Origin of the sequence: Treponema sp. OMZ 799 (genome assembly GCF_024181365.1) — a bacterium.
Lineage (GTDB): Bacteria > Spirochaetota > Spirochaetia > Treponematales > Treponemataceae > Treponema_B.
On the sequence record NZ_CP051301.1, the window covers coordinates 2,528,510 to 2,541,158 of the forward strand.

Annotated in this window: 13 protein-coding genes; 7 read left to right on the top strand and 6 right to left on the bottom strand. The window is 39.0% G+C overall.

The features are described 5' to 3' along the window. Positions 1 to 13 precede the first annotated feature (13 nt). Both E4O04_RS11645 and E4O04_RS11650 read right to left on the bottom strand, forming a co-directional pair. Positions 14 to 715 carry an HAD family hydrolase gene (locus E4O04_RS11645; protein WP_253708160.1) on the bottom strand — a complete coding sequence of 234 codons (702 nt, stop codon included), beginning with the start codon at positions 713 to 715 and terminating at the stop codon, positions 14 to 16. A 67-nt stretch (positions 716 to 782) separates the two neighbouring features. Next, positions 783 to 1,667, bottom strand: coding sequence for a PD-(D/E)XK nuclease family transposase (locus E4O04_RS11650; RefSeq protein ID WP_371921944.1), 885 nt, complete (start codon positions 1,665 to 1,667; stop codon positions 783 to 785). Between the two features lie 226 nt (positions 1,668 to 1,893). On the opposite strand from E4O04_RS11650, the gene E4O04_RS11655 reads away from it, so the two are divergent. Further along, a complete protein-coding gene (locus E4O04_RS11655; RefSeq protein WP_253687067.1) occupies positions 1,894 to 2,727 on the top strand; it encodes a mechanosensitive ion channel family protein in 834 nt (277 codons plus the stop codon). Here E4O04_RS11655 and E4O04_RS11660 read toward each other — a convergent pair. The 3 genes from E4O04_RS11660 to E4O04_RS11670 all read right to left on the bottom strand — a co-directional run bounded on the left by E4O04_RS11660 (position 2,706) and on the right by E4O04_RS11670 (position 6,689). After that, positions 2,706 to 4,760 carry an NHL repeat-containing protein gene (locus tag E4O04_RS11660; protein WP_253708162.1) on the bottom strand — a complete coding sequence of 685 codons (2,055 nt, stop codon included), beginning with the start codon at positions 4,758 to 4,760 and terminating at the stop codon, positions 2,706 to 2,708. The genes E4O04_RS11655 and E4O04_RS11660 overlap by 22 nt on opposite strands. A gap of 1 nt (position 4,761) precedes the next feature. Beyond that, complete coding sequence (locus tag E4O04_RS11665) at positions 4,762 to 5,442, bottom strand: tetratricopeptide repeat protein (RefSeq protein ID WP_253687063.1); 681 nt, start codon at positions 5,440 to 5,442, stop codon at positions 4,762 to 4,764. A gap of 92 nt (positions 5,443 to 5,534) precedes the next feature. Further along, positions 5,535 to 6,689, bottom strand: coding sequence for a galactokinase (locus E4O04_RS11670; protein ID WP_253687062.1), 1,155 nt, complete (start codon positions 6,687 to 6,689; stop codon positions 5,535 to 5,537). Positions 6,690 to 6,751: 62 nt separating this feature from the next. On the opposite strand from E4O04_RS11670, the gene lnt reads away from it, so the two are divergent. Beyond that, entirely contained in the window at positions 6,752 to 8,332 is a 1,581-nt protein-coding gene (lnt, locus tag E4O04_RS11675) for an apolipoprotein N-acyltransferase (RefSeq protein ID WP_371922253.1), read from the top strand. A 63-nt stretch (positions 8,333 to 8,395) separates the two neighbouring features. Here the strand turns inward: lnt and E4O04_RS11680 are convergent, their stop codons facing one another. Beyond that, positions 8,396 to 9,877: a Do family serine endopeptidase gene (locus E4O04_RS11680; RefSeq protein ID WP_253687061.1), complete on the bottom strand. Its 1,482-nt coding sequence runs from the start codon at positions 9,875 to 9,877 to the stop codon at positions 8,396 to 8,398. A 124-nt stretch (positions 9,878 to 10,001) separates the two neighbouring features. Here E4O04_RS11680 and E4O04_RS11685 point away from each other — a divergent pair, with 124 nt between their 5' ends. Genes E4O04_RS11685 through E4O04_RS11705 form a run of 5 tightly spaced genes read left to right on the top strand, consistent with a single transcriptional unit; the run spans position 10,002 to position 12,592 of the window. After that, positions 10,002 to 10,265 carry an EscU/YscU/HrcU family type III secretion system export apparatus switch protein gene (locus E4O04_RS11685; RefSeq protein ID WP_253687060.1) on the top strand — a complete coding sequence of 88 codons (264 nt, stop codon included), beginning with the start codon at positions 10,002 to 10,004 and terminating at the stop codon, positions 10,263 to 10,265. An 18-nt stretch (positions 10,266 to 10,283) separates the two neighbouring features. Next, positions 10,284 to 11,543 (top strand): cyclic di-GMP phosphodiesterase, encoded by a 1,260-nt coding sequence (locus E4O04_RS11690; RefSeq protein ID WP_253708165.1) that lies wholly within the window; start codon positions 10,284 to 10,286, stop codon positions 11,541 to 11,543. Further along, positions 11,543 to 11,935 carry a YraN family protein gene (locus tag E4O04_RS11695; RefSeq protein ID WP_253687058.1) on the top strand — a complete coding sequence of 131 codons (393 nt, stop codon included), beginning with the start codon at positions 11,543 to 11,545 and terminating at the stop codon, positions 11,933 to 11,935. Before E4O04_RS11690 ends, E4O04_RS11695 begins: the two co-directional genes overlap by 1 nt. Continuing rightward, positions 11,928 to 12,143, top strand: coding sequence for a hypothetical protein (locus E4O04_RS11700; RefSeq protein ID WP_253708168.1), 216 nt, complete (start codon positions 11,928 to 11,930; stop codon positions 12,141 to 12,143). The genes E4O04_RS11695 and E4O04_RS11700 overlap by 8 nt, the downstream gene beginning before the upstream one ends. Continuing rightward, positions 12,140 to 12,592, top strand: a complete 453-nt coding sequence (locus E4O04_RS11705) for a hypothetical protein (protein ID WP_253708171.1) — start codon at positions 12,140 to 12,142, stop codon at positions 12,590 to 12,592. The genes E4O04_RS11700 and E4O04_RS11705 overlap by 4 nt, the downstream gene beginning before the upstream one ends. Positions 12,593 to 12,649: the final 57 nt, after the last annotated feature.

Here is a 12,649-nt window from a genome sequence, read left to right on the forward strand (position 1 = left end):
TTATAATATCAGATTATATCATAAATTTCAATAATTGGCGATAGTTTGAAAAATAAATATCAGGTTTTTCGGTATCTTTTTGAGCAAAAATCTTTTTCAGCAAAATAAATAATCTGCTCTTTATGCAGGCAGTGTACATTCCTGCAGCCTTGGCTCCCGCTACATCATACTTGAGGTTGTTTCCCACATAGAGAATCTTATCGCAAGGCAGATCAAGGGCTTCTGCCAATCTTCTAAAGGGGAGAGGAGAAGGCTTTAAGGCTCCTATAGTCTCTGTCCCGAAAGCGGCATCGCAAAGGGGTAAAATACCCCATACATCATTTTTTTGTTCCGGTAAAAAATCCGAAAGAAGGGCTATTTTAAGTCCTCGGCTTTTAAATTCCTCTATAGATTCCCTTGCAAAAAAATAAGGCCTTATCCTTGCAAAACGCTTTTTCCAGCCGGTATAAATTTCAGCCTCCAAAAAATTTTTAACATCTTCCTTGCTCTTTTCTGCATATTTTGCCAAAATTTCGGCTTGAAAATCAAAAAAATTATCTAAAACTTTATCGGGATTTTTTTCCTGCCATAATCGAATATCTTTGCGGGTCTTATTAAAAGCAGACATAAAATTAAAATTTTTTAAAAGAAAAGGAATTATACGTAAATTAAAGCGCCATGAAGGATAGAGCGTACCGTCAATGTCAAAGGCTATAGCAGAAATACCGTACTTCATAGATACTTATACTATAAAATGAGAAGCTTTGTCTAGGAGGTTGTTTTTAATTGCCGGCCTCCACTAATCATAGTTTCTCCACCTCCTCTTTACTAAGCCCTGTAGCTTTTGAGATTATTTCTAAGGCAAGCCCTATTTCAAGCAAGTTTTTTGCTGTTTCCAACTTTGCTTGATATGAACCTTCAGCTCGGCCCTCGACTAAACCTTCTTCTAAACCTGCGGCACGGCCTTCCTCTAATCCCAGTCTTCTAGCTTCATTCCTTTCACATTCGACATACATCTCGTATTTTTCGTTAGAGAGCTCTATTGCCATTCGCCTCTCTTCATCAGTTACCCTAAAGAGTGTTGCTTCTGCCATTTTTATACCCTCCTCTAATCTGCACAATTCTTCCAACATCCCGCTTTTTTTATCTTCTTCATAGTTGGTTAAAAATCTTATCCAAAAATCTTTTAGATTATACTCTTCTAATCTCTTTTTCATAGTATAAACTATTAGCTTGTTTAATTCAACATAAAGATATTGAATTACAGAACCTTCAGGCATCTTTACAAGCTCTGCATTTTTAGGAACATCGCAGCCGAAAACCGAAAGGCTTATTGCATACAAAAAATCGTCTTCGTTGGGCTCCGATTTTAAAAAACGAGAAGCTAACCGCATAAGGTACATTTGACTCCGCCTGGGATAGTTGGTTTTCCAAAACTGCTGCATTTCAAGGTCTACAAGAAGACCTGTGTCGGTTTTAATCAAAAAATCGAGGCGGTAAGTTTCACCCGACGGCCTGTCCCGAATCAGTTCGGTGTTTAGGATTTCGGCTTTTTTGATTTTACCGTAAGAATCTTCCAAAAAGGCATTAAGAAAGCTTATAAGGGCCTTGTTGCCTTCTTCACCTTTAGAGAACATTAACTTAAAAACCCAATCGGTCTTGGGATTTAAAATTTTTTCTTCATCCATAATAACTCCTTTGCAGGTATTATTTTCTTCCCTGCCTTCACCTAATTATAGGGTTATAAATTAAATAATTAGTAAAATTTAAAAAATAAATATAAACACATCAAAATAGCAGCAAAGTAATGATTGAACAGCATAGCTTTTGCAAAGATAAAACTTTAATGAGGCTGCCCTGCCGATTCAGAATGCCCCCATTGGCTTTTTACAAAAAATTTGATAGATTACCAAAATGAAGATAAGCTTAGAACAAATACAAATTTTTTTCAGGGAAAACTTTACCCTGCCCTTTTTTATGTCTGTTTTGTCCCTCTTGGGAATAATTTTAATTACATACATCTTTTTTAAAATTATAATTAAATCCATAAGAAAATTTACCGAACACAAGGTAAGTCCTGCAATTCAGAACCTTATAACAAAGATTCTCCAATATACCTGTCTGGCAGTTATCTTGATGACAATATTCAAAAAGCTAGGCATAAACATAAATGCCTTTGTCGGAGCTGCCGGTATAGCCGGTGTTGCCATAGGTTTTGCAGCCCAAACCTCGGTATCAAACATAATTTCCGGCTTCTTTGTCCTTGCCGAAAAAGCCTTTAAGGTAGGCGACCGCATCCAGCTTGCAGACATAACGGGAAATGTAGAATCTATCGATTTTATGGCTGTCAGGGTAAAAACCCTTGACGGAAACATAGTGCGTATCCCTAATGAGGTAGTCATAAAGGGAAATCTCATAAACTATTCAAGCCTTCCTATAAGGAGAATTGAAACAAAGATAACCGTTGCATACGGCACCGATATGGAAAAGGTAGAAGCCGTTTTAATGGAAATCCCGAACCGTGTACCCCAAATTTTACAAGACCCCGAACCCTTTGTTTTATGGTCGGTTTATGCAAATTCCGGCATAGAAGTCGCCTTTTATGCTTGGGGATTAAATGAAGATTTTCTTGTAATAAAGAATTCGGTTTTTAAGCTGATAAACGAGCTATTTGAAGAAGCCGAAATCAAGATTCCCTTCCCGCAGATGGATGTCTATATCAATCCCTACTCCAAAGGAGCAAAGTAGCCTATTTCATCCCTTCCGGATCTTTTTAAAAGCTGAACTTCTACTTCTACTGGTAAAAAAGCCCTGCCGAAATCGGTGGACATGGTAGAAGTATATTTCAGCTGATACATTCCCAAGGGCTGTTCTATAATGCCATCAATGATGGGTTTTAAGCCCCTTTCGGCATATATGTATGCGGTCTTACCGCCTGTCTTTTTTGCAAGATAACTCATTTCGGAGGCCGGAGCTCCCTTTTTTAAGCTAATCGGATAAAAATGTATATTGTTATTTTTCATATATGCAGCAAGATCGTTTAAATTATATTGCTTAAAATTATCCGAATTGGGATCGCTGAAATTCAAAAAAAGGACGGCTCTTTTTTGTTCGGCATTTATCAGTTCCCCTACGGCAAGGCGCAAAGCTAGATCGAATTTCCAATCAGGCGAGGCATGAGCCTTTATGCGGTTAGGTAGGGTCACCAAATCGGCAGGAGAGAATTTACCCTCAAGAGAGGGAATAGATGATGCCGAAATAAGACTTATCCTTCCCTTACCCTGCATGGCTTCTGCAATTTCCTTTAAGGCAGCCTCTATCAAGGCTTTTTCCTTTAGGGAACTAGGAGATCTTTCAACAATGACGGCTATGTCGCAGGTTTTATTAAAATATGAAGAACCGGTAAGGGCATAGTCGGCAACAGGTCTATTACCTTCCGTGATGATAAAGTTATCCTGAGTCAAACCGACAATTTGTTTGCCGTCCCGATTTTGAACGCTTACTTCAATCAAAACTTCAGGGAATTTATCGGAGTAGACTTTTTTAATCAACACAAAAAGACCGCCCGCAAGCTCATTTATTCTTGAAGTTATTTCTACCGTTTGATTTTTATGATCTATCAAAAGAAGACTTCCATTTACATCAGGAACAGCTGCCGTAATCTTTGTAGGAACATTTCCCAAGCTCATCAACTCACTCACAGTCGAAAAAGCAATGTCTATAAGATAAACCTTGTTTCCGGCAGAGGCCACCAAATTGCCGTTCCACTCTCTAAGCGACTCTATTTGTTTTAATGTGCCTTCAGGCAAAAGGGATTGTACAAAGTTTCCGGCCGTATCAAAGGTGTAGACGGCACCCTTTACCGCATCGGCAACATAGACAAGTCCGTCAACTACAGCTATTCCGGAAGGAGCCGTAAAGCCCCCGAAAAGACCGCTTTTTGTTCCAAAGGTAAAAAGAGGTTCTCCTGCAGAAGAAAAAACTACAATCCTTGCATTTCCAAAATCGCAAACATAGATATTGCCGTAATCGTCTTCGGCCAAAAACTGAGGGCCGATGAATTCCCCGTTTCCCCTGCCCCTCGTTCCGAAAGATTTTATAAAGGAACCATTTTTATCGAGAAGAGAAAGCCTGTCGGCGGCAAATTCCGAAACCAAGAGATTCCCGTCCGATAAGGCTATAACATCGAAGGGTCTGTCAAAGCCTTGAATGGGACCGCGAGTTCTGTCAAGGATTATACCGTTTACATTAAAATGCAAAAGCTCGTTTGAACCGTAGGCCGTCATCCAAAAAGATCCGTCGGAAACGGCAGCTATCGAAAGAGGCTGACGGAAAAGTTCTACATTTCCGTTCTTCGAGCTAAAAGATGAATTTTCTACATATTTTATGTTATCTGAAGAATGGGGAGTGAGGCTCCTCGATTCTTTTAAAATTTCTATCTTGTTTTTTAAAAGCATTCCGCCGTAGCCTGAGGCTTCAGCAAATTCCCACTGAGTTAAGGCGGCCCCCTCAACCCCGGAGCTGTAATAAGCCTTGCCGAGCCAATCTAAAATTAAGGACTCTCCGGGCAAATACGAAAGGGCTTTTTCGAATAATAGAATAGCTTCGTTAAAGGTTCCGCGGTAATAGGCTTGAACGCCCCGTCTGAATTCTTCGGAAGCGACCCTCTTATCCGACGAGGACGGATTATCGGTAAAACTCTTATCTTGCGAAAAAATAGGAAGAGTAAATAAGATTAAGCTTATAAAAACAATTATACGAAATTTTATAGCGAACTTCATCTTAAGCCTCCCGTGCACCGGCGGTTATCATTTCAAAGTGTTTGAGTATAATCTTATTATCGGGTAATTTTTCCTTTGCTCGAGTAATATAGGAATTAGCCTCCGGCTCAAGGTCCATCTTATGGTAGATTAGGGCCATAGAATCCAAATAAGCCGGATTTTCAGGCTGTTTTTCTACGGCTTTTTTGCAAAGAAGCAAGGAACGGGTCAGATCCCTATCTGTTTCTGCGAGAATGTAGGCCAAACCGTTTAGAGCCGTGCTGTTTTCGGGAGCGGCCTTTAAGGCTTTTTCGTAATAGTCTATAGCCTTTTCGGTTTCATGATGTTCATAATAAACATAGGCTAATGAAGAGTAAACCTGCACCGACTCATAGCCGGCTTCAATAAGTTTTGAAAGTTCAAACTCTGCAAGCCTTGTTCGGCCGGTATTTGCGTAGATAAAGGCTAAAATCAATCTGCATTGATAAACCTTTGCAATATCCTTGCTTGCAGTAACGACCTGTTCAAGATATTCGAGAGCCTGCTCATACTCTGATAGCCGGGAATATATTAGACCTATATAATAGTTTATTTCGATTTTAATAAGAACATCTTCCGTACTTACACTTAAAAAGAAAACTAAAGCTTCTTGGTAGTCTTTTTTGTTATATAGGTTTACACCCTCTTTTAATTCGGAATACATGAAACCCTCCCTTTTTCAAATTATACAGAAAAAAAACTTTTTACACAATAGCAGAGAAGTACACTTAAAAATTCACCTATCTTCAAGCCTTATCAAAAAGTTCTTGCAGAACCTGTGGGCTTAGCCTTATATATCAAAGGCTTAAATCCGAAAATTCTTTCATAGTCTCCAACTTTTTCTATATAAGCTTTTGCATCCTCATCTCTAAGAATAGTATAGGTACAGCCGCCGAAGCCCTTTCCCGTCATTCGTGAACACACAAGGTTGGTTACCGAAGGCTCCATAAACTCAAGGGAGCGCTTAACCAGCCAGTCCAATTCGGGACAAGAAATCTCAAAGCGGTCTCTAAGTCCGTCATGGGAGCGGTTTAAGATACGTGAAAGCATGATATTGTCTTTACGCCTTAGGGCATCCACAGCTTCATCGACACTTAAAGACTCTCTGATAATATAGGTAACCCTTCTGCGAACCGATTCGGGGATATCGATCTCTTCAAGCATTTTTTCGGTCAAATACATCATGTTTTTAGGCATATCAGGCTGTTTTTTTACCAGTTCATAGGCTTCTACACATTCATCCAATCGGGCCGTCAACTCTTCACGGGCAATTATGCGCGGTACGCGGGAATCCGTTAATATGATGGAATGCCCCTCTATGGGGAAAGGATAAATATCCGCAGTTTTTTTTCGATGATCGGTACGCACACAGTGATTGGATTTTGCAAAGAGGGCACATAAAATATCCGCCCTATGAGCATAGGTGTTTAGGTGCTGAACGTTTGCATGTTCAAGAATATCGACCAAGTCGCCTTTGGTAAGTTTGGGAGCAAACATCTTCCTCAATATAAGGGCAGTAGCCGTTTTAAGAGCATTGGGAGTTCCCAATCCCGCATCCGCAGGTATTTCGGATAAAATAGTAAAATTCAAACCGGAAATGTGGTAGCCGAAGTCGTTAAATGCCGAAATAACGGCCTTAACAGCATTGGCCCATCGGTCTTCCCTCTTATACCTGAGACCGGAATAGGATATTTTTTTCCGCTCATTAAGCGAAATTGAAAACAGCCTAAAGTTATTATCGCTGCGTCTCGATGCACAAGCATACAAACAGTGATTAATGCTCATGGAAAGAGTATTTCCTTGAGCAAACCATGTATGCTCACCTAGAAGATGAAAACGCCCCGGGGCGGCAGCACATACTTCAGGCTCATCTCCATATTCGTCAATATGAAATGTAACTATTTTTTGCATAATTATATAATACTCGTTATATTGAAATTTTTCAAGAAAAATGATTAAATAGATATATAAATATGCACTTTTTTTTATCTTTTTTTAGTATTTTTGCATCATCAGCCCTATTTTCTCTCGGAATCCCCAACGAATTCTTAAATTCAGGCTCTCCCTTTGCCGGTTTTGCAGGTTTGATTCTGTTATATTATACATTCCTTAATTGCGGCTCACATAAAAGAGCGGCCCTTTTATACGGATTTTTTGCCGCCTTTGTAAATTTTATGTCAAGCTTTTGGCTTGCCTTTTTTGAAGATTTTGCAATATTTACGCTAGGAGCCAGTACCCTTGCATATTTTTTTATGGCCATGCCCTTCGGTTTTTTACTTTATCATGGTCTTCAAAAAAATAAAAATTTACGCCCGTTCTTCTTCGCCTCAGTTTGGCTCCTCTGGGAAATTTCCAAATCTACAGGTTTTTTAGCCTATCCTTGGGGAACAGCTCCGATGATCTGCTTTAACTTAAAGCCCCTTATTCAGTTTATAGACATAACGGGAGTTTGGGGGCTTTCCTTTATTGTCCCCCTTATTGCAGCCTGCTTAGGTGAAATTTTACAAAGCTATGCCCTTTCGGCAAATTCAGCCGGTTTTCTTAAAAACTTAGACGAAATTAAACGCCCCCTTATTTTTACCTCTTTTTTGGTTTTAATTATCAACATTTACGGGATAAAAATTTTATTCACCGAAATGCAGCCTAAAACCTTTTTAAACACCGTGATAGTCCAGCAAAACACGGATCCTTGGGACAATTCCCGGTTTGAAGAAAATCTAAAAACCTCTCAAAATTTAAGCCGTAAGGCGATCTTACCGGCAGACAAAAAACCGGACCTCATCGTTTGGAGCGAATCATCCCTGATAGCTCCATACAAGGACAATGAGGATTTTTACGGATTTATCCCTTACAGAGATCCTTTTATACGCTTTTTAGCCGAGACAGGCTCTCCCATCTTAGTAGGTTCCCCATATGTAGACGGAGAAAAGCAATATAACTCAGCCTATCTTTTATCTTCTCAAGGAGAAATTATAGACGTTTATTCAAAAATACAGCTCGTACCCTTTGCCGAGTATATTCCCTTTATAGATAATCCTCTTGTTGCCCGTTTTTTTGATAAGCTGGTCGGCTTTTCTTCAGGATGGAATCCGGGAACCGAATACAAAGTATTCAGCATTAAAAATTCCGAAGGTAAACCGATCAGATTTACAGTCCCTATCTGTTTTGAAGATGCTTTTCCTGAAGTATGCCGCAATTTGCACAATTCGGGCAGCGATTTGCTTATAAACATAACAAATGATTCTTGGTCTAAAACAAAGAGTGCCGAGTATCAGCATTTTGTAGTAGCTCACTTTAGAGCCATAGAGCTTAGAACAACCTTGGTGCGCTCAACCAACTCAGGCTACTCTGTAGTTGTAGATCCCAAAGGAAAAATTTTAGCAGATCTTCCCTTATTTGAAGCCGAGTCCCTTTACACTAAAGTTCCCATTTATGAGCATACAAAAACATTTTATGCTTCTTATAAGGATTGGTTTCCTATCGGTATATTTTTAATATTGATTTTTAACATGATATTGGAATTTAATCAAAGACACTTAAAAAAGGAGGGCTAAAACAGCGCTTTTTTTAGCTGCCGCCTTAGCCCAAAAAGGAGGTAAAATTATTTAAGAATGTTGTTATCGTTTAATCTTAGGGGTAACCAGATTGTGACCTTCTCTTATAAAGTCAAACCAAATTTCACCCTTCGTGTTTGAAAGCTCCTCATAAAAGCTTAAAACATCTTTAATATCTTTTCCGTTTACACTTACTATAAGATCGCCGGGCTGCAAGCTCATAACGGCAGCAGGGCTCTTAGGCTGTAAACTTGTTACCAGTACACCGTTTTGACCTTTTTTAAGCTCTAATTGTTTTATAATCTCGTCCGTTAATGGTGAAGGAACAAAGCCCGGCCAAAGTTTAGATGAATCGGCTACGTTTTTTTCATCCCTTTCTTCAATCTTTACCGCAGCGGATATCTCTTTTCCCCTGCGTAAAATCTTAAACGATGAGCTTTCTCCCGGTTTTAAGTCGGCAATAATGCGCAAAATATCGTCAACATTTTTAACCTTTGTTGAATTGACCTCGGTAATATAATCACCGGGTTTGATGCCGCCCTTATCTGCAGGCGAGCCTAAAAACACCTGTCCTGCAAAGGCGCCTTCAATATCCTTTAATTTTAAGCTTTCTCTAAACTTATCGTTTATCTCAAGAAGCTGAACACCGAGCCAGCCGTATTTGATTTCACCGGAATTAATAAAATCGTCAATAGCCTTTTTAAGGTTATTGATAGGAATCGAAAAGGCAAGACCTTGGGAGCCGCCGCTCGATGAAACAATCCAGTTGTTTATGCCTATAACCTCACCGTAAATATTTACGAGGGGGCCTCCTGAGTTGCCTTGATTTATAGCTGCATCGGTTTGGATAAAATCGTTTATGTTATTTCTGTTCGGTCCGCCTGAACGGCCTACCGCACTTACAATACCGCTTGTAACAGTCGATACATAACCCATGGGCGCTCCGATTGCATATGTAAGATCGCCAACCTGTACGGTATTTGAGTCTCCTAAAACGGCAACCCTCAAATCTTTATCATAATCGAAGGAAACAAGGGCAACATCCTTCCTCTGATCGGAACCGACCAATTTACCTTGAACCTTATCCCCGTTATAAAGGATAACCGAGATTGTCTTGGCATTGCCGGTAACGTGCTGGTTTGTTAAAGCATAATAGGTCTTTCCCGTCTTTCTTACGATGACTCCTGAGCCCATGCCTTCGGCTTCATACTCCCTTTCGCCCTGACCTTCTTTTTGATCCTGAGGGCGGTTAAAGAAAAACCAAGGAAAACCGTCTATATTGTTTTGTACCTTTCTTGTTTCGATAACATCAAGGGTGACTACCGAGGGTAAAATCATCGAGGTAAGCTCACGATTTGCTCTTTGAAGGGCTTCAAGGGCAGAAACAGACTCTTTGCTCAGTTCCGTTCTTAGACCGGAATCGGCATATACCGTTGCCGCATTTTCGGGATTGCTTGAACAGCGGGCGGAAAGAAGAAACACCGAAAAAAGTATAATCAATAAAATTCCGGCCGTTGCTGAAAATGGATTTTTTAATTTACGCATACATCTAGCCTCACTTATAATTATGATAATAAAACAAGAGGTTTTAAGTCAAGTTACATAAAAAAAACTATTGAAAATTTGTTTATTACCTTGTTTTTTTTTATATTTGTGATAAAATGGATTTATGACAAAAATTGATAAAAAAAAAGTTGATTGCGCAGTAGCTCTTAGTTATGCTTTAAAGGCAAAGGCGCCGATAATTACGGCATCAGGGAAGGGGCTGACAGCAAAAAAAATCAAAGAGACGGCAGAACGTAACGGAATTAAAATTGTAGAAGATGAACCCTTGGCAAACATTCTTATTCATCACGAGATAGGTTCATGTATTCCGGAGTATACATATAAAGCTGTAGCCGCTATCTTTGCTTTTTTGCTGAAAAAGGATTAACTTAAAAGGGGAATTAAAATGTTAAAGAAAATTAAAACGGCTGAATTAAAGATTGGAGCCCGTTTTTCGGCTCCCGTGTTTTTTGATGACGGGCGAAACATGTTTCTTTTAAGGGGTATGCCGTTAAGCGAAAATGAGTTAAATACTTTAAAAAGGTGGAAAATCCAATATGTAGTTACATCAGGAGAACCCGTACCTGAGGGAGAAACCTTAGACGAAGAAGTAGAAGAGCTTAGTGAAGTAGAAGAACTTGAAGATTTGGATGATGAAGTCGAAGAAGTTCAGGAAGAATATCCCATAAACGGCACTAAACTTAAAAGAACAGAAATAGGAGAGATTTCTGCTGACTGTATTCTAAAACTTACACAAGACCCCCGCTCAATGCAGCTCCATACCGAATATTTGGAAATTATAAAGAGCCTTGAAAAAATATTTGAAAATTTCAAAGCCAGAAAACCGTTGGATAATATGCCTGTAAATTATCACGCAACACAGTTGATAGAACTTGTCAGAAAAAATCCCCCTCTTTGTGTGGGTTTTATATTGGGCACCGAGCTTGAAGAAGATAATTTGGCCAGATCCTCAGTAAATACGGCTATCTTAGCCATAATTTTAAGTGAAGCTCTTGAACTTCCAAAAAATAGAATTAACGAAATAACTATCGCAGCCCTCTTACACGATGTCGGTATGATGAAAATACCTCAAAAAATCCTAAATAAAACCGAAACCTTGACTGATATTGAAAAGCAGGCTGTTGCAGCTCACACTGCCTACGGCTATAAGACAGCCATGAGTGAGCTCATGTATACAAGAGAAATTGCCTTGAGCATTATGCAGCACCATGAAAGGTGGGATGGGAAGGGCCATCCTAACGGTCTTTCCGGAACCGATATCGACATAGGAGCAAGAATTATAACCGTAGCCGATGCCTTTGTTGCGATGATAACGCCTAAGTCATACAGAGATCTAATGCTGGGATATCAAGCCATGAAAAACCTGCTCGCAGATAATGCACGCATTTTTGATCCCGAAATAATAAAGGCTATGATTAGAAGTGTGGGAATTTATCCTATCGGCTCCATTGTTTTAATGAATGATGCTTCTCTTGCCAGAGTAATTAAAAGCTCACCGGAAGCACCGATGCGCCCCTTCATCCGTATCCTGATTGACTCAACAGGAGAGGTTTTAGATGATAATTCGGAGCCCGTAGATTTAAAGAAAAATAAAAATCTTTTTATAGTTCGAGCTATCGATCCAAGGGTTTACAGAAATAAATAATGGATTCTCTTGGCTCAAAAGGAGAAAAACTTATATCCGATTGGCTTACCGATAAGGGCTATCTTATCTTAGAAAAAAATTGGAGAACCCGCACAGGAGAGGTAGATATAATCGCTTTAGATAAAAGCGATCAAAATCTACCCTGCGGGGTCTTAGTTTTTGTAGAAGTAAAAACCTTATTAAAAACCGAACTATCCGATTTGGATCTTATTATCAACAAAAAAAAACAAGAACGGATTATAAAAACAGCTAAATGTTTTCTCCTAAATCATCGAAAATATAATAAGATGTATATAAGATTTGATGTGGTTGTGTTAAGGTCCAACCCTTTTTTGGAACAGCCGTTTGAGATATTACATTTAAAAGATGCCTTTGGAGATTGCTATGACTAGTGTGAATTTATTTCCACATAAAAAAAACACATCAACCCACAATACCGTATTAACGGATGCGGAAATTCATGCAATGGAATTAAAACTTGAAGACCCCGAATATATAAATGCCGCTATTTACCGATTGGCTTCGATCATAACGGAAAGAATTTTGAATGGAGGCTTGGATTACGAAAATATAAATTTAAAGAAGAGGAGCAGAATATGAGCAAAAGAAGGTTTAAGCCGGGCAGAAGCCAAAGATCGGAAAAACGAACGGATGATACAGATTCCAAACGTCCTTTTGACGGCCAAATCAAAAAAAATAAACCATTCCAAGTCCAAAACAGGGAACCTGTTTTTAAAAAAATAGAATATCCTGAATACAAATGCACAAAATGCGGAGAAATAATACAGGATTTAAGCTCTGCAATAGCCGATAAAGAAAGCGGTCTTCCCGTACACTTTGACTGTGTTATCGAATTTTTAAAAAAAGCGGAAAGCCTCAAAGAAGGGGAAGAAATTATTTACATAGGAAACGGAAACTTTGCAGTTGCATATTTTGAAAATCCTAAGATACGTAAAAATTTTAAAATAATAAAACTTATAGAATGGGAAGACAAAAATAAACTCTATCAATGGAAAAAAGATATTGCGGAGCTTACATCAAGCACATAAAAAAAAGCCGGACTTTAGTTCCGGCTTTTTTTTATTTCAATTATAAAAGACAGTTTA